Source organism: Mesorhizobium carmichaelinearum (assembly GCF_900199455.1).
Classification (GTDB): Bacteria; Pseudomonadota; Alphaproteobacteria; order Rhizobiales; family Rhizobiaceae; genus Mesorhizobium; species Mesorhizobium carmichaelinearum.
On the sequence record NZ_FZQR01000007.1, the window covers coordinates 150,906 to 174,701 of the forward strand.

22 protein-coding genes and 1 pseudogene are annotated in these 23,796 nt (G+C 64.3%); 9 read left to right on the plus strand and 14 right to left on the minus strand.

The window, feature by feature from the left end; genetic code table 11:
• Positions 1-1,143 carry a citrate synthase gene (locus CKW40_RS17755; RefSeq protein ID WP_095201190.1) on the minus strand — a complete coding sequence of 381 codons (1,143 nt, stop codon included), beginning with the start codon at positions 1,141-1,143 and terminating at the stop codon, positions 1-3.
• A gap of 93 nt (positions 1,144-1,236) precedes the next feature.
• On the opposite strand from CKW40_RS17755, the gene CKW40_RS17760 reads away from it, so the two are divergent.
• The 5 genes and pseudogenes from CKW40_RS17760 (at position 1,237) to CKW40_RS17780 (ending at position 9,250) form a co-directional block, all read left to right on the plus strand.
• Positions 1,237-2,325 (plus strand): citrate synthase/methylcitrate synthase, encoded by a 1,089-nt coding sequence (locus CKW40_RS17760; protein ID WP_095201191.1) that lies wholly within the window; start codon positions 1,237-1,239, stop codon positions 2,323-2,325.
• A 208-nt stretch (positions 2,326-2,533) separates the two neighbouring features.
• A pseudogene (locus CKW40_RS17765) lies at positions 2,534-3,665 on the plus strand (patatin-like phospholipase family protein).
• A gap of 882 nt (positions 3,666-4,547) precedes the next feature.
• The gene (locus CKW40_RS17770) at positions 4,548-5,723 is read left to right on the plus strand and encodes an efflux RND transporter periplasmic adaptor subunit (RefSeq protein WP_095201389.1); all 1,176 of its coding nucleotides are present in this window, start codon (positions 4,548-4,550) and stop codon (positions 5,721-5,723) included.
• Positions 5,724-5,802: 79 nt separating this feature from the next.
• The gene (locus CKW40_RS17775; RefSeq protein ID WP_095201192.1) at positions 5,803-8,979 is read left to right on the plus strand and encodes an efflux RND transporter permease subunit; all 3,177 of its coding nucleotides are present in this window, start codon (positions 5,803-5,805) and stop codon (positions 8,977-8,979) included.
• A 112-nt stretch (positions 8,980-9,091) separates the two neighbouring features.
• A complete protein-coding gene (locus CKW40_RS17780; RefSeq protein ID WP_095201193.1) occupies positions 9,092-9,250 on the plus strand; it encodes a DUF3309 family protein in 159 nt (52 codons plus the stop codon).
• A 42-nt stretch (positions 9,251-9,292) separates the two neighbouring features.
• Here CKW40_RS17780 and CKW40_RS17785 read toward each other — a convergent pair whose 3' ends face one another.
• Complete coding sequence (locus CKW40_RS17785) at positions 9,293-10,252, minus strand: SDR family oxidoreductase (protein ID WP_095201194.1); 960 nt, start codon at positions 10,250-10,252, stop codon at positions 9,293-9,295.
• Between the two features lie 112 nt (positions 10,253-10,364).
• Here CKW40_RS17785 and CKW40_RS17790 point away from each other — a divergent pair, with 112 nt between their 5' ends.
• On the plus strand, positions 10,365-11,273 hold the full coding sequence (locus CKW40_RS17790; RefSeq protein WP_095201195.1) for a LysR family transcriptional regulator: 909 nt from the start codon (positions 10,365-10,367) through the stop codon (positions 11,271-11,273).
• On the opposite strand, the gene CKW40_RS17795 is transcribed toward CKW40_RS17790, so the two are convergent.
• The 3 genes from CKW40_RS17795 to CKW40_RS17805 form a co-directional block, all read right to left on the minus strand.
• A complete protein-coding gene (locus CKW40_RS17795) occupies positions 11,237-12,412 on the minus strand; it encodes an MFS transporter (protein ID WP_095201196.1) in 1,176 nt (391 codons plus the stop codon). The genes CKW40_RS17790 and CKW40_RS17795 overlap by 37 nt on opposite strands.
• 251 nt (positions 12,413-12,663) lie before the next feature.
• On the minus strand, positions 12,664-12,972 hold the full coding sequence (locus CKW40_RS17800; RefSeq protein WP_095201197.1) for a DUF1244 domain-containing protein: 309 nt from the start codon (positions 12,970-12,972) through the stop codon (positions 12,664-12,666).
• Positions 12,973-13,129: 157 nt separating this feature from the next.
• Positions 13,130-13,927 carry an N-formylglutamate amidohydrolase gene (locus CKW40_RS17805; RefSeq protein WP_095201198.1) on the minus strand — a complete coding sequence of 266 codons (798 nt, stop codon included), beginning with the start codon at positions 13,925-13,927 and terminating at the stop codon, positions 13,130-13,132.
• Positions 13,928-14,215: 288 nt separating this feature from the next.
• On the opposite strand from CKW40_RS17805, the gene CKW40_RS17810 reads away from it, so the two are divergent.
• Positions 14,216-14,662 carry a DUF1036 domain-containing protein gene (locus tag CKW40_RS17810; RefSeq protein ID WP_244571209.1) on the plus strand — a complete coding sequence of 149 codons (447 nt, stop codon included), beginning with the start codon at positions 14,216-14,218 and terminating at the stop codon, positions 14,660-14,662.
• Positions 14,659-16,095 (plus strand): pyruvate kinase, encoded by a 1,437-nt coding sequence (gene pyk / locus CKW40_RS17815; RefSeq protein ID WP_095201200.1) that lies wholly within the window; start codon positions 14,659-14,661, stop codon positions 16,093-16,095. The genes CKW40_RS17810 and pyk overlap by 4 nt, the downstream gene beginning before the upstream one ends.
• A 62-nt stretch (positions 16,096-16,157) precedes the next feature.
• Here pyk and CKW40_RS17820 read toward each other — a convergent pair whose 3' ends face one another.
• The 4 genes from CKW40_RS17820 to ykgO form a co-directional block, all read right to left on the minus strand.
• Positions 16,158-16,622 (minus strand): hypothetical protein, encoded by a 465-nt coding sequence (locus CKW40_RS17820; RefSeq protein ID WP_095201201.1) that lies wholly within the window; start codon positions 16,620-16,622, stop codon positions 16,158-16,160.
• A gap of 1 nt (position 16,623) precedes the next feature.
• The gene (locus tag CKW40_RS17825) at positions 16,624-17,691 is read right to left on the minus strand and encodes an alpha/beta fold hydrolase (RefSeq protein WP_095201202.1); all 1,068 of its coding nucleotides are present in this window, start codon (positions 17,689-17,691) and stop codon (positions 16,624-16,626) included.
• A 172-nt stretch (positions 17,692-17,863) separates the two neighbouring features.
• Complete coding sequence (locus tag CKW40_RS17830; protein ID WP_095201203.1) at positions 17,864-18,472, minus strand: tetratricopeptide repeat protein; 609 nt, start codon at positions 18,470-18,472, stop codon at positions 17,864-17,866.
• Between the two features lie 108 nt (positions 18,473-18,580).
• Positions 18,581-18,706, minus strand: coding sequence for a type B 50S ribosomal protein L36 (gene ykgO / locus CKW40_RS17835; RefSeq protein WP_006327841.1), 126 nt, complete (start codon positions 18,704-18,706; stop codon positions 18,581-18,583).
• Positions 18,707-18,937: 231 nt separating this feature from the next.
• On the opposite strand from ykgO, the gene CKW40_RS17840 reads away from it, so the two are divergent.
• Entirely contained in the window at positions 18,938-19,354 is a 417-nt protein-coding gene (locus tag CKW40_RS17840; protein WP_095201390.1) for a lysozyme inhibitor LprI family protein, read from the plus strand.
• 5 nt (positions 19,355-19,359) lie between these two features.
• On the opposite strand, the gene CKW40_RS17845 is transcribed toward CKW40_RS17840, so the two are convergent.
• From CKW40_RS17845 to CKW40_RS17865, 5 genes are all read right to left on the minus strand, one after another.
• Positions 19,360-20,436 carry a 5-(carboxyamino)imidazole ribonucleotide synthase gene (locus tag CKW40_RS17845; protein WP_095201204.1) on the minus strand — a complete coding sequence of 359 codons (1,077 nt, stop codon included), beginning with the start codon at positions 20,434-20,436 and terminating at the stop codon, positions 19,360-19,362.
• Positions 20,433-20,930 carry a 5-(carboxyamino)imidazole ribonucleotide mutase gene (purE, locus tag CKW40_RS17850; protein ID WP_095201205.1) on the minus strand — a complete coding sequence of 166 codons (498 nt, stop codon included), beginning with the start codon at positions 20,928-20,930 and terminating at the stop codon, positions 20,433-20,435. Before purE ends, CKW40_RS17845 begins: the two co-directional genes overlap by 4 nt.
• 102 nt (positions 20,931-21,032) lie before the next feature.
• Positions 21,033-21,932 carry a ribokinase gene (locus CKW40_RS17855; protein WP_179298003.1) on the minus strand — a complete coding sequence of 300 codons (900 nt, stop codon included), beginning with the start codon at positions 21,930-21,932 and terminating at the stop codon, positions 21,033-21,035.
• Complete coding sequence (locus CKW40_RS17860) at positions 21,929-22,804, minus strand: MurR/RpiR family transcriptional regulator (RefSeq protein WP_095201206.1); 876 nt, start codon at positions 22,802-22,804, stop codon at positions 21,929-21,931. The genes CKW40_RS17855 and CKW40_RS17860 overlap by 4 nt, the downstream gene beginning before the upstream one ends.
• A complete protein-coding gene (locus tag CKW40_RS17865; protein ID WP_095201207.1) occupies positions 22,801-23,778 on the minus strand; it encodes an ABC transporter permease in 978 nt (325 codons plus the stop codon). Before CKW40_RS17865 ends, CKW40_RS17860 begins: the two co-directional genes overlap by 4 nt.
• Positions 23,779-23,796 lie beyond the last annotated feature (18 nt).

A 23,796-nucleotide genomic window follows, 5' to 3' on the forward strand; every position in this document is an offset into this window, starting at 1 on the left:
TCAGGGCAACAGCCCCTCATAGCGGCCGCGCGGCCGGATCATGCTGCCGCTGACGATCTGTTCGACCATATGCGCGGCCCAGCCGACACTGCGCCCAAGCGCAAACAAATGGAACGGCGCATCGCGCGGCAGACCGAGGCTGCGTGTCAGCACGGCGAGGGCAAAATCGATGTTCGGCTGGGTGCCGGTCGCGGCAATGGCGCCGGTTTCCAACGACCGCAAGGTCTCGTCGGTGTTGCCGATGGTCGCCAGAAGCGCCCTGGCCCGGGGATCGCCCTCGGGGTAGAGCTGATGGCCGAACCCCGGTAATGGCCGGTCATGGCCAAGCCAGCGCCGGATCGCGGCATCGGCGCCGTGCTGCGCCGCGTCCTCCGCTAGCTGCATCACCGCTTCGCCGGCACCACCGTGGCGCGGGCCGGACAGTGTCGCCAGACCGGCCAGCAGGCAAGCGGCGGGCGAGGCTCCGGTCGAGGCCGCGACGCGGGCCGCGAAGGTCGATGCATTGAGTTCGTGATCGGCGAGCAGCACGAGGGCGCGCCGGATCGCCTCCGCACCGTCGTCATCGACCGACCAGCCCTTCGCCAATCGCCGATGGACGCGATCAGGTCCCGCCTCGGCACCGAGAGCGCCGGCCAGCACACCGATTGCGCGCGCGGCGTCGGCGCAAAGCGAGGTGGCGCTGCGTCCAAGCGAAGGCCGCCCCTGGCCGGCCAGCAAGGCAAGTTGCGCAAAGGCCGGGGCCCGGCCGGTCTGGCGCGGCGCATCCGGCGACGGCGCTTCGAAACGGACCGGCTCAGGCAGACCCCAAAGCACGGCGGCGGTTTCTTCCAGCGTGGCATGATCGGACAGCGCAGCGGCGTCCTGGCCGCGATAGATGAGTTGGCCGTGCCAGACGGTCGAAACCGCCGTGACGATCGACGGCTCACCCCAGGCAATGGCGCTTTCGGCGATGGCCGAGGGGCTGCGCCCGCGCGCCCTCCGGGTTGCGAGTGCTGCGATATCGTCGGCGCGATATTCGCTGCGGCGTGGATCGGCCCGGTCCGGCCGCATGCCGATGCGGCCGCGGCTGACATAGGCATAGAGCGTCTGCGGCCGCACCTTGAGCCTCTCCAGCGCCTCTTCCCGCGACAGCCATTCCGACATTTTTGGCTCTGATATTGATTCTATTGATCAAGATTGATGACTACGCCGCCCAGCCTTATCTCCGATCCGCAAAAGGTTCAAGGAGACAAGGCTATGGCGAATGGGCTCGATGATGTGGTGGCGGCGGAAACCGTGCTGTCCGACGTGGATGGTCTGGGCGGCCGCCTGACGATCCGTGGTCATTCGCTGGCGGAACTGGCCGGGCGATGGAGCTTTCCGCAGGTCGTCCGACTGTTGCTCGACGGCTTCTTCGAGGATCTGCCTGGCGATGCCGAACTGGCGGCGAGACTGGGCGTGGCACGCGTCGAGGTGTTCGACCGGCTCCTGCCTTCGCTGCCCTTGCTGGCACCGATCGAAATCTACAGCGCCATGCGCGCCGGCATGGCTTTGTTGCCGGATGGCGAGACGCTGACTGACGCCTTGCGGCTGATCGCGGCGCCTGCGGTGCTGACGCCGGCCCTGTTGCGCCTGCAGCGCGGCGCGCAGCCGATCGCGCCGGACGGCAAGGCCGGTCATGCCGCCGACATGTTGCGGATGCTCCGGGGTTCCGTTCCGTCGCCGGCATTGGCAAAGGCGCTCGACACCTATCTGGTGACCGTCTGCGACCACGGCCTCAACGCCTCGACCTTCACCACGCGCGTCGTCGCCTCGACTTTGGCCGGCCTGACCTCGTCGGTGCTGGCAGGCCTCGGCGCGCTCAAGGGGCCGCTGCATGGCGGCGCGCCCGGCCCGGTGATCGAGATGCTCGACGCGATCGAGGCGCATGGCGATGCGGCTGGCTGGCTGCGCAACGAGATCGCTGAGGGCAGGCGCATCATGGGGTTCGGCCATCGCATCTACCGTGTGCGCGATCCGCGCGCCGATGTGCTGAAAGCAGTCGTACGGCAGCTCGGTAGTGAGGGCGAAACCGGCCGTCGGCTGGCCTTCGCCGAAAAGGTCGAGCAGACGGCGCTCGAGGTGTTGCGGATCGCCAAGCCGCAGCGCGCGCTGCAGACCAATGTCGAGTTCTACACCGCGCTGGTGCTGGAAGCAGCGGGTTTTCCGCCGCAAGCCTTCAGCAATGTCTTCGCCGCCGGGCGTGTTGCCGGCTGGATTGCGCATGCGCGTGAGCAGCAGACGACCGGACGGCTGATCCGTCCGCAATCGCGCTATGTCGGCCCGGTGCCAGACCTCGTCGCCTAGGCACCCAGTCTGTTTCGAAAGACGAGGGCCTCTCCGCCTCGAAGCGGAGGGGCTTTCTCTCATGACCGAAATTTCATGTGATCACGCGACCGTGTTCGTGTTCTTGCCTTGGTCCGTCCTTATATGCTGCACTGCAACATAAGCCGCCAATAGCTGCTTCCTTCGGTGACGTTGGGGCAGGTTGGCGCACCAGGATGACAGGAACGCCATGACGAAGAACGGCAAGGCGGAGGAAAAGAAGAAGATCAACATCGCGCTTCAGGGCGGCGGCTCGCATGGCGCCTTTTCCTGGGGCGTGCTCGACCGGCTGCTGGAGGACGGCAGGCTTGAGATAGCGGCCGTGTCCGGCACCAGCGCCGGCGCCATGAACGCCGTGGCACTGGCCGACGGATATGTGCGTGGCGGGGTCGAAGGCGCGCGGCAAAAACTTGACGATTTCTGGCACGCCGTCGCGGCGAAAGGCCGGTTCAGCCCGGTACAACGCATGCCGTGGGATGTCGCCTGGGGCAATTGGTCGATCGAGAACACGCCGGGCTATGTCTTCTTCGACACCATGTCGCGGGTGTTCTCGCCCTATGTCGCCAATCCGCTCGGCCTCAATCCGTTGCGCGACGTGGTCGCGCAGGAGATCGATTTCAGGAATGTCCGCGCCTGCAAGTCGATGGAACTGTTCATCTCCGCCACCAATGTCGAGACCGGACAGTTGCGGGGTGTTTTCCGATGGCGAGATCGACCTCGACACGGTGATGGCCTCGGCCTGCCTGCCGCAATTGTTCCGCGCCGTCGAGATCAAGGGCGTGCCCTATTGGGATGGCGGCTATGGCGGTAATCCGGCGCTGTTCCCGTTTTTCAAGACGGCGGCGACGGAAGACGTGCTTCTGGTGCAGATCAATCCGGTGGTGCGCGAAGGTACGCCAAAGAGCGCCAACGAGATCCAGAACCGCATCGACGAGATCACCTTCAACGCCGGGCTGCTGAACGAATTCCGCTCGATCGCCTTCGTCAAGGAACTGATCGCCGCTGGCCGTCTGCCGCATGGCGAATACCGCGACATCCGCATGCACCGCATCGATGCCGACGAGGCGTTCAAGGACTTGTCGGCGTCATCCAAGGTCAATGCCGAATGGACCTTCCTGAGCTATCTCAGAGATCTCGGCCGCACCGCCGCCAGCGACTGGCTGGAAGAGAATTACGACGCCGTCGGCAAGCGGCCGACGCTCGATCTCTCCGGTGAGCTTGACGACGGTTTCAAGCCGGTGCGAGGGCCAGCGCCTGGCCGACGGGTCAAGGAGTTTCTTGCAGCGCGCAAGAACCCGGAAGCGGAGCGCCGGCGGGCCTGAGCCCACCGGGTGCCGAAGGAGCGATAGCCGATCTGCGTCAGGCGCTGCCCGGCTATCCTCAGATCGATCAAGACCATCAGCGAAGTGTTCCGGAAGTCGGAGTAGCGACCAGGACGATCCGGCAAGGCGACAACCCTCGCGTGTGGAAGACGCTTCATCATGCTGACGCCTGCTGCCACCAACATGCCGACGAGGCCGCACGCCGTCGCACGGTATTGTTGGAAAATGACGAGCGGACTGATCGACACCAGCCTTGCGAATAAACTGAAAATAATCTGGGTTCCAGCACGCGCACTGTGCTCTTGCCATGTCGCGAACCAAGGGGCCACGCCGATCCCTGGCATTCCAGTGCCGCAGGTGCCGGCGCTCTCGACACCCGGTTCTACATCAACGAACCGGCCTCAAGCGATCCCGTGTTTGTCTTGGCATTTCACAAGCAATTCCAATAGCTTGGCCAAGCTTCCCGACGCCGGAGCTTGATGTCCTTCGCTGACCGAAAATGATCTGGCCTGGCGATCAAAATCCGCGTCCAGATCAGAGGTCCCGGGCACGATCGCGCCAGCATCTGCGGGAGTGCCACGCTGTCGGTCAGCAATGACCGAGCGGTCGTTCGGGACTGATGATGATGGGGGAGATCGTGAGCCGGCTGCGAACCCGCCCTACTGGTATTTTAGCAAGTCGAGAACAGTTTCGCGGCGGCCACACCTTGCCCGGCTACGCAATGCTGCTGCAACTTTCGGACTATATTGCAGTGCAACTTTGATGTAGAAGCACGCTCGCCTATCACGGCAATTTGAACACGGTCAGGCGCGCACCCATATCGGCGACGCGCCCGCGTCATGAAGGCGCGGTGCTGGCCGAACCCGCAGTGGAAAAATGACGATGCCTAAAATCAGGTTTCACAAGCTTGCAGCCATTGTTGTGCTCATTGGTTTCGCGGCGTGGATGGCGACAGGCGAATTCTCGTCGGTCGGCAGCGTAGCGGCCAACAAGGCCAAGGCGGCCGAAGTCGAGCAGGGCAAGACGCCGGATGCGAGCAAGCCAAAGGCGGCGGAAGCCGAACCGAAGGCGCCGCTGCGCACCGTTGCCGTCGTGACGCCGCCGCGCAAGACCTATGCGCGCGCCATCCGCATTTCAGGGCTGACCGAGGCCGACAAGCGCGCGGTGCTCGCAACCCGCGTGGCCGGCGTCATCGACAAGCTGCCGGTCAAGCAAGGCGATCACGTCAAGACCGGCGATCTGGTGCTGATGTTGGCCGCCGAGGAAAAGATCTCGATGGTCGACAATGCCAAGCAGCTTGTCGCGCAGCGCCAGGCCGAGCTGGACGCGTCACTGCGGCTGATGAAGACCGGCAATCTGCCCAAGCTGCAGCTCGACACCGCCCGCTCCAATCTGACCCTGGCGCAGTCGCAGCTGGATACCGCGCAGGCCGAGCTTGACCGCAACGAAGTCAAGGCGCCGTTCGACGGTGTCATCGACCGGGTGCCGGTGGAGCTGGGCAGCTCCGTCATGCAGGGCGGCGAGGTGGCGACCATTCTCAAGCTCGATCCGGTGATCGCCCGCGGCGAGATCAGTGAGCGCGACCTCGGCTATCTCAAGATCGGCGACAAGGCCAGCGTTCGGCTGGTCAGCGGCCAGACTGTCGAGGGCACGGTGCGCTATATCAGCCGCGACGCGTCGTCGGCGACCCGCACCTTCCGTATCGAGGTCGCCATCCCCAATGGCGATGGCTCGGTGCCGGCCGGCATGACGGCGGAGATCCAGCTCAGCGCATTGCCGACCGACGCGGTTCTGCTGCCGCGGTCGGTGGTGACGCTCGGCGACAAGGGCGATCTCGGCATCCGCGCCGTAGGCAAGGACAACAGAGTGGCGTTCTTCCCGATCGATCTGGTCGACGACACGCCGACCGGTCTCGTGCTCGGCGGCATCCCGGCCGATGCGCGCATCATCGTCGCCGGCCAGGAACTGGTGAAGGAAGGCGATGAGGTCAAGCCAGTCGAGGCCGACCAGGCGACCATCAACAAGCTGATCGGCGAAGCCACCGCCGGCACGCAGTAGCGCACGGGCGCGAGCGCCGGGCCCTGCCCGGCGACGTCAGTCCGTTCGCCACTCCCGAAAGCAACAGCAGGCATAAGTCATGGATATCGTCAGACTCGCAATCAACAATGCCCGCCTGACCATCTCGGTCCTGGTTTTCCTGCTGATTGCAGGCTGGGTCGCCTATCAATCGACGCCGAAGGAAGCGGAACCCGACGTTCCGATTCCGATGATGTATGTCAGCCTGATCTATCAGGGCATTTCGCCGGAGGATTCCGAGCGCCTTCTGCTTCGGCCGATGGAAAGCAAGCTGAAAAGCCTGAAGGGCCTCAAGGAAATGCGCTCGGCCGCCTTCCAGGGCGGCGGCTACGTGCTGGTCGAGTTCCAGCCGCAGACCAATCTGGCGACGGCGCTACAGGATACGCGCTCCAAGGTGCAGGACGGCAAGGCCGACCTGCCGCAGGCGGCCGAGGAACCTGTCGTCACCGAGGTCAACATTTCCGAATTCCCGGTGCTCGTCGTCACACTGTCCGGCGAATTGCCCGAGCGCGTTCTGGCCGCCGCGGCGCGTGAACTGCGTGACCGCATCGAGGAGGTGCCCGGCGTTCTCGAAGGCTCGCTGCAGGGCTCCCGCGACGATCTTGTCGAGGTCGTCATCGATCCGATGAAACTGTCGTCCTATGGTTTGCAGCTCGACCAGCTGATCGGCGCCGTCGGCGCTTCCAACAGCCTGGTCGCGGCCGGCAACATCGAGGGCTCGGAGGGCAAATACGCCGTCAAGGTGCCGTCGTTGATCGAGACTCCGGAGGATGTGGCGGCGCTGCCGGTGGTTGCCGGCCCCAACGCCGTGGTGCAGGCCAAGGACATCGCGACGATCCGCTCGACCTTTGCCGACGCCACGACGATCACGCGCCTGAACGGCAAGCCGGCCATCGCCATCGAAGTCAAGAAGCGCATCGGTGCCAATCTGATCGACACGCTGACGAAGGTCAGGGAAGTGTCCGATACCTTCGTCAAGACGATGCCCGAGGGGATGCACGTCACCTACACGCAGGACAAGTCGGTCTTCGTCAACCAGCTGCTGGGGGACCTGCAGAACCATGTGATGATCGCCGTCATCCTGGTGTTCATCGTCATCCTCTACGCGCTGTCCGGCCGTGCCTCGTTGCTCATTGGCCTCGCTATCCCGTCGTCCTTCCTGATCGGCATCCTGTTGCTGGCGATGATGGGCTACACGATCAACATGATCGTGCTGTTCAGCCTCATCCTGGCGGTCGGCATGCTGGTTGACGACGCCATCATCGTCACCGAATTCGCCGAACGACGGATGAGCGAGGGCATGCCCAAGCAGGAAGCCTTCGCACTTGCCGCCAAGCGCATGGCCGGTCCGGTCATCGCGGCGACGATGACGCGCATCGCCGCCTTCTCGCCGCTGCTGTTCTGGCCGGGCATCATCGGCGACTTCATGAAGTACATGCCGATCACGCTGATCGTCACGCTGTCGGCCTCGATGCTCTATGCGCTTGTCTTCGCGCCGACGCTTGGCGCGATCTTCGCCAAGGCGCCTCAGCATCATGAGGATGGCAATCGCGATGGCTGGTACATGGCTGTCGTCAAGCAAGCGGTGCGCTTCCCCATCACTGTGATGGTGCTCACCGTCATGTTGCTGGTCGGCATCTTCGTTGGCTATTCGAAGTATGGCGCCGGCGTCGAGTTCTTCCCGAGTGTCGAACCCGACTACGGCCTGCTCTATGTGCACGCCCGCGGCAACCTCTCGCTGGCCGAAATGGACACGGCGACCAAGATTGCCGAAAACCGGCTGCTCGGCTGGCCGGGCGTGAAGTCGGTCTACACCCGCGTCGGCAAGTCCGACGGCGGCGGCCAGGACGTGCCTGAGGACGTCGTCGGCGTCATCCAGTACGAATTCATCGACTGGCGTGAGCGCAAATCGGCGAACGATATCCTGAACGATCTGCGTGGCGTCATGGCCGGCATTCCCGGCGTCGACGTCGAGGTCCGCGTGCCGGAAGCCGGCCCGCCGACCGGCAAGCCGATCCAGATCAGGCTTTCGGCCATTGATCCCAAGGGACTGGACGAGAAGGCGCGGGCCGTGGCGGCACGCATCGCCAAGGTGCCCGGCGTCATCGACATTTCCGATGGCTTGCCGCCGCCCGGCGTCGACTGGGCACTCGAGGTCGACCGCGCCAAGGCTGCGCAATACGGTATCAGCCCGACCTCGGTCGGAACGGTGGTGCAGCTTGTCACCAACGGTCTGAAGCTGAGCGAATACCGGCCTGCCGGCGCCGACAAGGCGGTCGACATCCGGCTGCGTCTGCCGGAGGACCGGCGCACGCTGTCGACGCTCGACGAGCTCAGGGTGCAGACCTCGCAAGGATCGGTGCCGATCTCGAACTTCGTCGTCCGCAAGGCGAAACCGAGCGTCGGCATCCTCAACCGCATCGACGGCGCCCGCACCGTGGTGGTGCAGGCCAACGTCGCCGCCGGCGCCCAGGTCGCCGCCGTGCAGCAGGAGGTCACCCAGGCCGTCACCGACATGAATCTCGGCAGCGGCATCCGCTGGAAGCTGGCCGGCTCGAACGAGGACAGCGCCGAGGCCAGTGCCTTCCTCAGCAAGGCCTTCGGTGCGGCGATCTTCCTGATCTTCCTGGTGCTGTTGGCGCAGTTCAACAAGTTCACCAGCGTCTGGCTGGTGCTGTCCTGCGTGGTCATGGCGACGATCGGCGTGTTCCTCGGGCTGCTTATAACAGGCGAGACGTTCGGCATCGTCATGTCGGGCATCGGCGTCATCGCGCTGGCCGGCGTGGTGGTGAACAACAATATCGTGCTGATCGACACCTATGACCGGCTGCGTGAAGAAGGCTGGGACAAGATGGAGGCGGTGCTGCAGACCTGCCGCGAGCGCGCGCGACCGGTGGTGCTGACGGCGGTGTCGGCCATCCTCGGCGTGCTGCCGATCGCTTTCGGCCTTGGCCTGGAAATCTTCCATCACGAGACGACGATCAACGCGCCGTCGACGCAATGGTGGATTTCGCTGTCCTCGGCCATCGTCTTCGGCCTGTCCTTCGCCACGGTGCTGACACTGGTGGTGACGCCCTCGATGCTGATGGTGTTCACCCGCGCCAAGGTCAAGCCCGGCGCCCGGCGCGGCTTGTTCAGCCGGCTGTTCCGGCGCGGCAAGGGCGAGATCTCGTCGGACGCACCGGCGGTGGATGCCGGTGCGGAACCGGCGATCGCCTTCCCGAAGGCGGCCGAATAGACAGACCCCGATCTGAACCGCAAAGGCCGCCCGGAACAACCGGGCGGCCTATTGCATTGTCCCTGCACGAGCAATGCGAAGCATTGTCTCGGCAAAACGCGGGGAATGTCTCATGCCGATCAGCACTCTCGTCATCGTCGTCCTGATCCTTGTCCTGATCGGCGCGGTGCCGGCCTGGCCGCATTCGCGCTCCTGGGGATATGGGCCCTCGGGCATAGTCGGTGTGGTGCTGGTGGTGGTCTTGGCGTCGCTGCTGATGGGGCGGCTCTGAGCCGCCTTTTCGATGCGTAGCGGGTATGGCCCGCCACATGGCTCAGGCCGCTTTCGACGTGGTCTTCACTGTGGCGATGCCGATGTCCTCGAGGGCCTGGGCGACCGCCTGATCGAGCGGCGTATGCGGGATTTCGCGGATGATGCCTTCCAGCCGCGTCGAGGCCAGTTGGTGTGGCTCGAAGCGCAGATAGGACATCGAGACGATCTCACGCCACATCGCCACGAACGGGCTGCCGGCGCGCAGCACCCACCAGGGCATCGAGGTCATCTTCAGCGGCCGGCCAAGCGCTTTCTCGGCAGCGGCCTTGATCTGCAGGTCGGTGACCGCATGACCGGGAAAATTCAGTGCCTCATAGGAGCCGAGCTTGTCGAGATTCTTGGCGAGTGCAACGAAGCCCACGGCGAAGTCCGGCAGGTAGACCCATTCATGCATGAGGTCGGCCGGGCCAGGCGCGGTGTAGATGCCCTTGCTGATCTTGGCGGCGACGACCAGGTCGAACCAGGAGCCGCTGCCGGTGCCGCCGAAGAAATCGCCGGCGCGCAGCAGAATGGTGCGAACCCGGCCTGCGTCGGCCTCGCGGCGGAACAACTCCTCCATGGCACAGCGGATGCGGCCCTTTTCGGTCGTCGGATGGAACGGCGTGTCTTCCGTGATCACCGCCGGCATCGGCGAGCCGTAATTGTAGACGGTACCGGGGAACAGATGCAGCGCGTCGTTGGCATGGCAGGCGGCCATGACGTTTTCGGCCATCGGCAGGCATTTGCCCCAGTCGGTGTAGATCGGGTTGAGGCCGTTGAAGATGATGTCGACACCCTCGGTGGCGCGGATCAGCGATTGACGGTCCAGCGCGTCGCCGGCAACCGCGGTGGCGCCCTTGAGTTCGGCCGGCACCTTGCCGGTTCGGGTGACGGCGCGGACATCGAAGCCGGCATTGATAAAGGCCTGGCCGACCACACGGCCGAGCCGGCCATTGGCGCCGAGAATTGCGATCTTGGTCATTGAGTTCTCCTGCTGGTGCTGGCTGTTGTGTCGTTGTTTGCAGGTCCGAATATGACCACATCACTTACGAATAGAAATTGACTATGCCTGGAGTTTTGATATTCAAAAATGAATGGATGATGTCGACTGGAACCTGATCAAGAGCTTCGTCACGGTCGCGGAAACCGGCAGCCTGTCGGCCGCCGCGCGCAAGCTGTCGGCCAGCCAGCCGACGCTTGGCCGTCACATTGGGGAGCTGGAGCAGGCGCTCGGCGTCACGTTGTTCCGGCGTGGGCGGAGCGGCTATGCGCTGACGGAAGCCGGTGCCACGCTGTTCGAGCGCGGCAAGGCGGTCAGCGAGCAGGCGAGTGCTTTTTCACGGCTGGCGTTGGGCTCGGTCGAAGCCATCGAAGGCACGGTGCGCATCGCCGCCAGCGAAGTGGTGGCGGCCTATGTGCTGCCCGACATGATGGCACGGCTCGGCCTCGAGGAACCCGGCATCGAGGTTGAGATCGTTGCCTCGAACCAGGTTGAGAACCTGCTGCGCCGGGACGCCGATATCGCTATCCGCATGGTCAAGCCGGCACAGAACGAACTGGTGGCGCGCAAGGTCTGCGACATCCCGCTCTGCGCCTGCGCGGCCATTTCCTATCTCGACCGGCGTGGCCGCCCGCTCGACCCGGCCGACCTCGTCGACCACTCCTTGATCGGCTTCGACCGCAGCGACGAGATGATCCGGGGCTTTACGCAATTCGGCCTCCCGGTCACCCGGAGCAGTTTCCGCTTCAGGGCCGACAATCAGATCGTCCTGTGGGAGGCGGTGCGGACGGGAAACGGCATTGGTCTTGGCCAGGAGCCGCTGGCCGACCGCGATCCGCTGGTGGAGAAGGTGCTGCCCGGCCTGCCGCTACCAAGCCTGCCGGTGTGGCTGGCGATGCATCGCGACGTGCGCGGCAGCGTGCGCATCCGCCGCGTGGCGGATTTCCTCCACGAGGAGCTGAAGCGCTATTCGGCGGGTGCGGCTGCGAATTCGGCGCGGTGAGCAAGCCCGGCCATCAGCAAGACGACGATCAGCAGCACCGACATGGCGATGAAGATCGGCCCGAAGCTTGAATGTTCGGCGACGAAACCGATCGCCGACGGCGCCACCAGGATGCCGGAATAGCCCATGGTGGTGACGACGCTCATGCCTGTGCCGGACGACATGCCTTCCTGGTTGCCGCCGGCCGAGAAGATGATCGGCACCATGTTGGCGATGCCGAAGCCGCACAGCGCAAAGGCCGCGATGGCGATCCATGGCGAAGGTGACAGGCCGGCGACCAGCATGCCGGCGGCGGCGACGACAGCCGAGCCGCGCAGCGTCGTCACCGCGCCGAAGCGGTTGCGGACGCCATCGCCGAAGAAGCGCATGATGGCCATAACGCCGGAGAAGGCGGCATAGGCAAGGCCGGCGACCGCAAGGTCGGCGCCGAGTTCTTGTCGCAGATACAGCGCCGCCCAATCGAGCACCGCGCCCTCGGAGATCATCGTCAACAGCGCCATCAAGCCGACGAGGTAGACCAGCGGGTTCGCCGGCAGCGTGAACTTATGATGCTCGACCGCCTGCGGCCTGTCCTCTGCGACGAGATAGCCGACCGCCAGCGCGATGACCGCGAAGGCGAGCACGGTCACCACCGCGGCATGGGCGAGGTGACCGTAGTGCTGGATGACAAAGCCGCCAAGCGCGCCGCCGGCGAAACCGCCAAGGCTCCAGAAGCCGTGCGAAGACGACATGATCGCGCGAGACAATTTTCGCTCGACCACCACGGCATTGGCGTTCATGGCGACATCCATGCCGCCGATCGAGCCGCCGAAGATGAACATGGCGATGGCCGCCAGCGGCACGTTGGGCGCCAGCGCCACGACCAGCAGGCCGAGGCTGCCGCAAAGACCGAACCAGCGCAGCACGGTGCGCGAGCCATGTTTCGAGATCAGGTGGCCGCACCAGGTCATGGCGGTGACCGCGCCGGCGCCGAACAAAAGGATCAGCAGGCCAAGCGTGAATTTCGAAATGTCGAGCCGGGTCAGGAACACAGGGATTTGTGGCGCCCAGCTGCCAGTCAGGAAGCCATTGGCGAGGAAAATGGCCGCCACGGCCCATCGCCCGCGAATGGCAGTCTGCATGGCGCTTTGCGCGTTCATGGCTCGAATCCGGTCAAGAAATGGCTTTGCGCGGCAAATTAGATCGATTCAATTTTCAGTCAAGCGCTGGCCGGTGGAAATGCTTGGACCAAACGGCCAAGTAGCGTTCGGTGGACTTATCAGACGTTGGAGATTGGCGGAGACGTCTCCCCCTTCGTCATCCTAGGGTTTCCGCGACGTCGCTTCGCGACTGCTCCACCCTAGGATGACGAAGGCGCGTATATTGACCGGCAATGCCTGCCGGCGTGCGCTCAGTGATCCTTCGGCCGCCTGGCCTCGAATTCGGCCTTCTTGGCATCCGACGCTTCCGTCTGGTTGAGCGCCTGCCACTCGGCATAAGGCATGCCGTAGACGATCTCGCGCGACTGCTCCTTGCCGAGATCGACGCCTTCGGCATTGGCTGCCTCGCGGTACCAGTTCGACAGGCAGTTGCGGCAGAAGCCGGCGAGGTTCATCAGGTCGATGTTCTGCACGTCGCTGCGTTCCCTGAGATGCTCAACCAGTCGGCGAAAGGCGGCTGCTTCGAAATCGCGCTTCTGCTCGTCGCTGAGTTCAGTCATCGAAACCTCCTTGCCCAGAGACTATTTGGAAATTCTACTCTGGCGGCCATCTGATGGCGTTTTCTGTGCTTCCGGTGCTCACGGACCAATGTCCGCTCCGCTCCGGTTCTCGAAACCACCATCATATGACTCGCCAGAGCGAATTTCGAAACAGTCCCTAGAGCGGCCCGGTGCGCGAGCCGAACATCTTCACGATATGTATATCGGGACGGCGATCGATGGCGTCAACGATCGGTGCCAGACGCTCGGCCCAGGCGATCGCGCCCTTCTGGTTCGCTATCAGGTCCTGGCGGATCTCGATCAGCGCGTGGGCGTAGCCGTTGACGATGGCATGCCTGAACATAGTGTCGCCGCGCAGTGCGCCGTCATAGGGCTCATTGTCGCCGACGATGAGTTTCTTGTCCTCGGCCAGCATATCGATTAGCGGCCGCGCTACCCTGTCGTCCCGATCCCACAGGATGCCGACATGCCAAGGGCGCTGCCTGTCCTGCATGACCGGCGTGAAGGAATGCACCGAGAAGATGAAGGGCGCCTTTGCGGAAGCCTGCGCGACCGATGCGATCATGGCGCCGACGGCATCGTGATAGGGCCGGTAGAAGCGGTCGAGCCGCCTTTCGCGCTCTTCCGGCGCGATGGGATAGTTTCCCGGCACGACGGTGCCGTCATAGAGCTGGCGGATGAGCGTCGGATCGTCCTCGCCGCGATTGGGATCGATCAAGAGCCGCGAGAAATTGGCGATGACCGCCGGTACGTCGAGCAAGGCGGCGAGTTCACGCGTCACCGCTTCAACGCCGATATCATAGGCGATGTGGCGGTCGAATTCCGCCGCGGGCAGGCCGAGGTTGCCATAGTCGTCGGGCAGGTCGCGGCGGGCATGATCGGCCAGAAGCACGATGCCCCGCTTGCGATCGCCCTCGACAATGTCGAAAGGCGCGAAAACTGTGGATCGGGTCATTGGCGGGAAATGGTCTGTTCGCTGGCTTCCGGGGAGGGTGCTATCGTCATTCCACGAAGACGACGTGTGCGCAATGCCGTTGTTTGGCCAAGGTTTCCCGGGAAATCTGGCAAGGGGCGGCGGATAGTGCGCCGGGAGCCTTCTTAAATCGATTGGAATTGATCAAAACGGCGCGTTGACATGCGCCCGGACTTTTCCGAAAAGGGGCGCAGAGAGATGCTGATGTGGTTCTTGAGGGGTATTGGGATGGGTTCCGCCGGCAGGCAGCGCATGCGCTCTGCCTTTGCCATGCCGTTCCTGATCCTGACCGTTGGCCTGTCGGCGACGGTCATGGCCTCGCCGGCGCGCGCCGATTTCCGCGTCTGCAACGCCACGCAGAACCTGGTCGGCGTCGGCATCGGCTATCGCGCCAAGGCCGGCTGGATCACCGAAGGCTGGTGGCACATCGAAGGATCGAGTTGCAAGACGTTGATCGAAGGACCGCTGTCATCAAGGTTTTACTATCTTTATGCAGAAGACGCCGAGCGCGGTGGACGCTGGGACGGCCCGATCAACATGTGCGTGGCTGAAAAAGAGTTCAAGATCGCCGGCGTAAACGACTGCGTCGCCCGGGGCTTCCAGCGCGCCGGATTTCAGGAATATGACACGGGCGAACAGGCAAGCTGGATGGTCCAGCTGACCGATGAGCCCGCAACGGGAGGCGCACCAGCCGCCCCGGGAACAAACAGTCAATGAGACGCAGCCGCAAGGTCAAGATCCTAGCCACAATCGGTCCGGCCTCCTCCTCCGAGGAGATGCTGAAGAAATTGTTCGAAGCGGGCGCCGATGTGTTCCGCATCAACATGAGCCACACCGATCACGAGTTGATGCGCACGCTGGTCGGCCGCATCCGTGCCGTCGAGGAAAAGGTCGGCCGGCCGATCGGCATTCTCGCCGACCTGCAAGGCCCCAAGCTGCGCGTCGGCAAGTTCGCCAATGGCAAGGAAGTGCTGACGCCAGGCCAGACCTTCACGCTCGACGACAATCCCGAGCCCGGCACGTCGACCAGGGTCTACCTGCCGCACCCCGAAATACTGAGCTCGGTCGAGGCTGGTCACCGTCTTTTGATTGACGACGGCAAGCTCGAGCTGAAGGCGGTGAAGAGCGACGGCAAGTCGATCGTCTGCACGGTCGTCGCCGGCACCACGATTTCCGACAAGAAGGGCGTCAGCCTGCCCGATACCGACCTGCCGGTCGGTGCCCTGACCGAGAAGGACCGCAAGGATCTCGATGCGGTGCTCGCCACGGGTGTCGACTGGGTCGCGCTGTCCTTCGTGCAACGCCCCGAAGATCTGGCCGAAGCGCGCAAGATCGCGCGTGGCCGGGCGCTGATCATGGCCAAGATCGAAAAGCCGCAGGCCGTTGCCCGACTGGCTGAGATCATCGAACTGTCCGACGCGCTGATGGTTGCCCGCGGCGATCTCGGCGTCGAGATGCCGCTGGAAGCCGTGCCCGGCATCCAGAAGCAGATCACGCGCGCCGCGCGCCGCGCCGGCAAGCCGGTGGTGGTCGCCACGCAGATGCTGGAATCGATGATCACCGCCCCGGTGCCGACCCGCGCCGAAGTGTCCGATGTCTCGATCGCCGTTTTCGAGGGTGCCGATGCGATCATGCTGTCGGCGGAATCGGCGGCGGGCGCCTATCCGGTCGAAGCCGTGGCGATGATGGACCGCATTGCCACCAAGGTCGAAACCGACCCGACCTATGCCGGCATCATCAACGCCCAGCGCTCCGAGCCGGAAGCGACAGGCGCGGACGCCATTTCACTGGCCGCCCGCGAAATCGCCGAGACGCTGAAACTGTCGGCGATCATCACCTACACGGCGTCCGGAACCACCGGGCTGCGCGCCGCGCGCGAACGGCCGCAGGTGCCGATCATCGCGCTGTCGCCGATCCTCAACACCGCGCGGCGGCTGTCGCTCTTGTGGGGCACGCATTGCGTCGTCTCGCCCGATGCCACCGATCTCGACGACATGGTCAACCGCGCTTGCCGCATTGCGCTGGAAGAAGAGTTCGGCAAGCCGGGCGACCGCGTCATCATCACGGCCGGTGTGCCGCTGAGGACGCCCGGCTCGACCAACATGCTTCGCATCGCCTATGTCGGGTCGGACGCGCAGGGCAACCGTTAGAGCGGTTCATCCTTCACGGAAACATCGGCCGAGCGCTTTTCAGGGGTGCGGCCCGAATGGCTTCAAGCCGTCGCGATCCTGAGCGCTCTCGCCGCAGCTTCAGCGTGGTCTACGCGCTGAAGAAACCGGCGCGCACGAAGAACGGCATCATACAGATACTGATCCGGACCCAGCATCTTTCGCTGATTTAATTCGGCCGTGTCGAGCAAGTCGAAATCGACCTTCTCGATCGTGCAATGCCAACCGGCACTGTGGGAGGTCCAGCCCCTTCGATGATGATCCAGGAGGCGCTTGCGGCCGGAGTAACCGTGGTAGTCGAAAGCGATGACGCCGTTCGTCACATAGATATGGTTTCCCGAAAAGCTCTCGGCCGGAATGATCCGTTCTGCATGAAATCCTTCAAGAGGGCGATGCTTGAGGAAAACACCTGCAAGAATGTGGCATGCGCCGTAACCGAAAAAGATGCGATCCGGCAGCGCCCATCGCCTCTCCGGGTTTTTCTCTATGCCATGCTTGAGGACATACATGTCAGGTCGGCGCGAGCTCGGCCTGCGGTTCCTTGATGTCGGCGCACTTGCCCACACCATAGGCGTCGCCGGCGATCCGCGTTTCCACCGTTCTGGTCATCGCCTCCAGATCGACATCCTTGCCGGCGACCTTCGCGATGGCGCCAGCAACGAGGTCGGGGGCGATCCAGTCCGGCTTGTGGCCGAGATTGTGGACCCAGATGAGTTCAGCACCAGCTATGTCGCGCACCAGGCCGACGGAATGGATATGGGCGTAGACGACCTTGTCGCGGTCGCCCGAAATGACAACGGTCGGTGCGGTGATCTCGTTGTAATGCGGCGCGGCGCCGAGCGCGTAGCTGTAGAGCCCGGCAACGTCGGTGGCATTGGCGCGGAAGGCCGATGGCCGCAGCACCAGCGGGATCGCGGCCGTGTCGAGATAATTGTCCGGGACCCTGTTGGGCGAGAACACGCAGGTCGTGGCATCGGCCATCTGCAGTGTTCCGGCAGGATAGGCCAGCGTTTCGGAAAACAGCCGGCCGATCACCGGAACGGTGGTCAGATCGTAATACCAGGACGTTGCGCCGCCCGGCCAGGGATGGGTCGCCGGCGCCAGGAAGACGAGACCGAGGGTCCTGTCGGCATGCTCGCGGCCGAATGCCGCCGTCACCACGCCGCCGAAGGAATGGCCAACGATGATCGCCTTCTTGATGCCAAGACGGTCCATCAGGGCGGCGATGGTGGCGGCCTGTGCCGACGGATCCTCATTGTTGCCGGGTCCGCGTCCGGACCAGCCAAAGCCCGGCCGGTCGAAGAACAGCATTTCGGCGCGGCCTTCGAGCAGCGGCCGGAGCGGCAGCATCTGATCCCTGAGATTGGCGCTGGCGCCGTGGATGAAGACGATCGGTGGCAGCTCCGCATTGGCGGGTGCCGGAATGTGGACATAGTGGATACGGGCGCCGCCGATGTCGGCGAATTCACCAATGGGCGGATTGCGGCGCTCGATCAGCCATGAGCCGACGCGCGTAACGCCGACGAGGCTGAAAACGAGTGCGAGGAGAAAGGCGAACGCGGCGGAGATCAGGTTCATGCGGGGAGATACGGGATGGGACGGGATAAGTTTGGTAGGGCAGTAGGGCAGTAGGGCAGTAGGGCAGTAGGGCAGTAGGGCAGTAGGGCAGTAGGGCAGTAGGGCAGTAGGGTGAGTGTTCCGCGGTACCCCTACTGCCTTACTGCCCTACTGCCTTACTCCCTTCAGGGTATCAAATGCCTTCGCCGGCAAGCTCTTCGGAAAGTGTCGCGACCTGGTCCTGGGCGCTGCGCATCATCGGATAGATGGCCAGCACCTTCTGCCAGGCCTCGAGCGCCGATTGCTTGTGGCCGGTCAGCGCCATGATCTGCGCCAGGCCCGAAAGCGCACCGAAATGGCGCGGCTCGAGCTGCAGCGTGCGGTCGATGTCGGCCATCGACTTGCCGTAGTTCTTCATCATGAAATGCACCGTGGCGCGCCGGTTCCAGCCTTCGGCATAGGTCGGCTGCAAGGTCACCACCTGATCGAGGAAATCGAGCGCGACGTCGAATTTCTGGTTGTCCATCGCTTTTTGCGACCAGAGCATCATCAGATCGATCGAGGCGCTGCCGGACTGGAACCATTCGGTCCAGATGTTGCCGGCGATGCGTTCGGCGGCCTTTTCGTTGCGTTCGCGCTTGAGGTCGGAGAACAGCTTGTCGAGCCGGGCCTGTTTGGTCATCGGCGCGGCGGGAGCCTCCGGGGCAGCCGGCGCTGCGGGCTGATCGTCCGCGGCCCAGACCGGCACGCTTATGGCGCCGGAAACAGGGAGAGCTATCAAAAATGCAAAAAGAATCCGCATCGCCCGATCCTAGTCCCGGGCGGCGGAACAGCAAAGTGATTTTAGCGTGAGAAGGTCGGCAGGCCGACAAGCATCAAGGGGCGGAGGCAAAAGCCCCCGGCCGAAAGCTCAGCCCTGGCGCGCCTTGTAGCGCGGGGCGGTCTTGTTGATGATGTAAACGCGGCCCTTGCGGCGAACCAGCTGGTTGTCGCGGTGACGCGCCTTCAGCGCCTTGAGCGAATTCTTGATCTTCATGGTCTTGCCTGTCGGTGTGAACCCGGTCCCGGGTCGAAATTTTAAGGCGCGCCAGAAGACGCGCCTTTTCAACGGTGGGTGGCTCATAAACGAGGAGCCTTGTCCGTGTCAACCGCAAGCGTGCTCCATGTCCTGATATCATCAAATATCCGCCATGTCGGTTCCCTCGGCATTGCACGGCCCCGAGCGGGCTGGGATGATGCCTTGGGTTCAAGTGATTTGGGGATGACCATGCGCCGAATATTGCTGTCTGCCTGCCTTGTCTTGCTGGCGGGAGCATCGGTTGCGCGCGCGCAGGAATGCGACCGCTCCGACGACAGCCAGCAGATGATGAACATCTGTGCCGGCGAGGACTATCAGGCCGCGGACGCCAAGCTCAATGCCGCCTATCAGAACCTGATAAGTTCCGACGATGCCGATGCCAAGAGATTGCTGCAGGCGGCACAACGCGCCTGGATCGCCTTCCGCGACGCCGAATGCGCGCACACCACCGCCGCCAGCGCTGGCGGCTCCATCCACGCGATGGAGGTTTCAGAATGTCTGACCAGGCTGACCAATGAGCGCATCAAGCAGCTCGCCGCCTCGGCCAATTGCGAGGAAGGCGATGCGAGTTGCGCCAGCCCCGACGAGAGCGACGAGGTGCAATAGGCGCGTTAAGTACGGCGGCTGATGCGGGTAAAATGGCCCATCTTGCGGCCGGGCCGAGATTCGGCCTTGCCGTAGAGATGCAGCATCAGATCTGGCTCGGCGAGCAGGGCCGGGACGCGCAGCACGTCGTCGCCGATCAGGTTCTCCATCACGCAATCGGAATGGCGGCCGGGGCTGCCGAGCGGCAGGCCGGCAACGGCGCGTATATGCTGTTCGAACTGCGAAACGATGCAGGCGGCCTCGGTCCAGTGGCCGGAATTGTGGACGCGGGGCGCGATCTCATTGGCCAGCAGCGAGCCGTCGGAAAGCACGAAGAACTCGACGCCGATGACGCCGACATAGTCGAGCGCCGACAGGATTTTTGCCGCTGCCGCACGCGCTGCATCAGCCGTTTCGGGTTTGACATTGGCCGGCAGGGTCGATGTGTGGAGAATGCCGTGGCGATGGACATTCTCGGCCGGATCGTAGGCGGCGACCGCGCCATCCAGCCCCCGCGCCGCGATCACCGAAATCTCGCGCTCGAAGGGCACGAAGGCCTCCAGGATCAGAGGCACATTGCCCATCGCCTCGCAGGCGCCGGCAAAACCACCCGTTTCCATGTTGCGGAAGACGCGCTGGCCTTTGCCGTCATAGCCCATGCGCCGCGTCTTCAGGATGCCGCTGCCGCCGAACGTCTTCAGCGCCGCCGTCAATTCGCCATCTGTGTCGACCGAGCGGAACTCCGCAGTGGCAATGCCGATGCCGTTGAGGAATGTCTTTTCGCTCACCCGGTCCTGCGCCACGTCAAGCGCGCGCGCCGGCGGATAGACCGCAACCTTGGCGGCAAGCGCTTCTGCCGCCACGACCGGCACGTTCTCGAACTCGTAGGTGACGACGGCACTGGCCGCCGCCAGTTCGGCCAAGGCGGCCGGGTCGTCATAGGCTGACGTAATCTGCCGGTTGGCGACCTGGGCGGCCGGGCAATCCGCCTGCGGCTCCAGCACGATGGTGCGGTAGCCGAGTCGGGCGGCAGCCATCGCCAGCATGCGGCCGAGCTGGCCGCCGCCAATGATGCCGATGGTCGATCCGGCGGGCAGGCTCACGGCGTGTCCGTCGGCTCAGTGGCGACCTTGGCGGTCTGCGAGGCGCGCCAGGCATCGAGCCGCTGGGCAAGCTTGTCGTCGTTCAGCGCCAGCACCGCGGCGGCCAGGAGAGCCGCATTGGCCGCGCCGGCCTTGCCGATGGCCAGCGTCCCAACCGGGATGCCGGCCGGCATCTGGACGATGGAGAGCAGCGAATCCTGTCCCGATAGCGCCTTCGATTCGACCGGCACGCCGAACACCGGCAGCGGCGTCATCGCCGCCGTCATGCCGGGCAGATGCGCCGCGCCGCCAGCGCCGGCGATGATGACCTTGTAGCCAGCGGCCTTGGCGCCCTTGGCGAACTCATAGAGCCTGTCAGGCGTACGATGCGCGGAGATGATCAGCCGTTTGTGCGGAACGCCCAGTGCCTCCAGCGTTTCGGCCGCCTGGCGCATCGTTGCCCAGTCGGACTGGCTGCCCATGATGATGGCGACGTCGGCGCGTTGGTCGTTCAAGCTTCTGCTCCCCGGCGACAAAGGCGCGCCTTAGCGGAATTCGCGCGGGGCCGCAAGGATACGCAGGCATGCTTGCCGTCTGGCAAGGCGGAAACCGGCCGGCTAGAGGCTTTGACGCTCGGCCTCGGGCGTCGAGACCAGCAAGGCCGAAGCGGCGTTGGCGGCGGTGACGGCCGCTCGCATGCCCTCCCCACGGGTAAGTGCCGCGGCCAGAGCGCCGACGAATTCATCGCCCGCGCCATGGGTGCTGACAAGCTTGACCGGGATGGCGGGTATCGCAAAGGCCTCGCCGGTCCGTTCGCAGCAGGCCACGCCCTCGCCGCCCGCCGTGACGATCGCCACGGGGCAGAGATTGGCCAGAAGCCGCGCGGCTTGCGCGGCGCCGTCGAGCGTTTCCACCACCGACACGCCGGCCAAAAATTCCGCCTCGATGGCATTGACGACGAGGATGTCGACCAGCGCGATCAACTCGTCGGAAAGCTTGCGCGCCGGCGCGGCGTTGAGCAGGACGCGGCCGCCTTGCGCCTTCGCCGCACGCGCGGCCGCAATGTTGGCGGCTTCCGGCACTTCGTTCTGCAATAGAAGCACCGTCGTCTGGGCTATCATCCCGGAAGCTGAGGCAATGTCGGCGTCGCCCAGAGTGAGATTGCTGCCCGAGACGATCACCGCGCCATAGTCGCCGCCTGCGTCGAAGATCGCCACGCTCATGCCGGAGCCGGCGCCGGCGGCCACCCGCACGAAGCGGCGGTCGATGCCGCCGCGATCGAGATTGGCCAGCAATGCGCGGCCGAAATCATCGTCACCGACGGCGCCGATCATCGCGGATCTCGCGCCGGCCCGCGCGGCCGAGACCGCCTGGTTGCCGCCTTTGCCGCCGCATTTCGGTTGCCAGGCATGGCCGGTCACCGTCTCGCCCTTGCGCGGGCGGTCAGGGGCGTCAACCATGATGTCGTAATGCAGGCTGCCGAAGACGGTGACCAGAGGCGTTTTCGGCAGCGTCATGAGCCCCGGTCTTTTCGTTTCGATGTCACCGCCGACATGGTGCGGCCGAGATTGCGCTCCGCCGCCTGGTAGTCGCGCTGTGCTACCGCCACGAACAGCGCGTCGAGGATGTTGAGCTGGGCGATGCGCGCCGCCGCATTCTCGCCCATCAGCGGCGAGCCCTGCGCGGTCGAGCACAGCACAATGTCGGCGATCTGGGCCAGCGGCGAGTTGTCGTAGTTGGTGATGGCCAGCGTGCGGGCGCCATTCTTGCGAGCGAGCTGGATGGCGTCGATGACCGCCGACGTATTGCCGGAATGCGAGAAGCCGACGGCGATGTCGTCCGCACCAAGCAGCGAGGCCGACATCAGCATCATGTGCGAATCGTCGTAGACGGATGCGCGGATGCCGATGCGCAGGAATTTGTGCGAGACGTCGCGGGCGATCTGCGCCGAACCACCGACGCCGTAGAAGTCACGATTCTTCGCCCGAAAGAGCAGCTCGGCCGCGCGGTCGAAATCCTCGATGTCGAGGATGGCGAGCGTCTCCTCCAGCGCCTGGATCGAGGTGCGGAACACTTTTTGCACGATCTCGGCCGAACTGTCGTCGGACGACAGTTCCTGATGCATCTCGGCGGTCGGCAGGCGGCTGTATTCATAGACGGCGGTGCGGAAGTCGCGATAGCCGGAGAAGCCGAGCTTCTTGGCGATCTTGACCACCATCGCCTCGGACACGCCGGATTCCTCGGCGATCTGCTTCAGCGGGATCGTCTCGTCGAAGCCACGCCGGCCAAAGACGGTTTCCACCACCTTCGCTTCCAGCGGGGTGAGATGCGGCATCATCATGCGGATGCGCGGTCCTACCGCTTTCAGGTCCAGCCCGCTCAAGGTCATCCACGCCCCCTCGTCACACGATCGATAAGCATCGCGGCGAGGATTATAAGACCAGTTGCCAAGAGCTGATAGAAGGACTGCACATTCATCAGCGTCAAACCGTTGCGCATGGCGCCGAGGATGACGGCGCCCAGGATGGTGCCGACGATGCTGCCCTTGCCGCCCATCAGCGAGGCGCCGCCGATGGCCGCGGCGGCAATCGCGTCGAGCTCCCAGAGATTGCCGAGGACGGGTTCGGCGGCACCCAGCCGGCCGATCAGGATCTGCGCGGCAAGGGCGGCCAGCAGGCCGGAGATCATGTATGCGGCGATCTTGGTGCGGGCGATCGGCACGCCGGCTATATAGGCCGCCTCCTCATTGCCGCCGACGGCGAGCAGATACTCGCCGAAGGGTGTCTTCTTCAAAACGATCCAGGCGATAACGGCCACGCAGGCGACGATGATCACCGCCAGCGGCAGGCCGAACAGCGAGCCGTTGAAGATGGCACGGAAGCTTACGGGCAGGCCGAGCACCGGATTGCCGCCGGTGTAGATCAGCGCCAGTGCCCTGTAGGTGCTCAGCGTTCCCAGCGTGACGATAAAAGGCTGCAGCCCGACATAGGCGACCAGCACGCCATTCACGAGGCCGCAGAGCAACCCGATGACGAAGCCGGCGGCGATGGCCAGCGGAAACGGCACGCCGGCAACCAGCATCGAGGCCGAGATGACGGCCGAGAGTGCCGCCGTCGGCCCGACGGACAGGTCGATGCCGCCGGAGATGATGACCAGTGTCATGCCCAGCGCCAGACAGGCATTGATGCTCGATTGCTGCAGGATGTTGATCAGGTTGCGCTCGGCGAAGAAGCCCGGCACCAGCGCGCCGAAGACGGCGAGGATCACCAGAAGGCCGATCAGCGTGCCGGCGTCGCGCATGGAAAAGCGCTGCAGGATGGCGGCGCCCGGCCGTGCCGGCGCGGCTTGCGATAGGTCAGACATGGGCAATCCTGTTCTTGT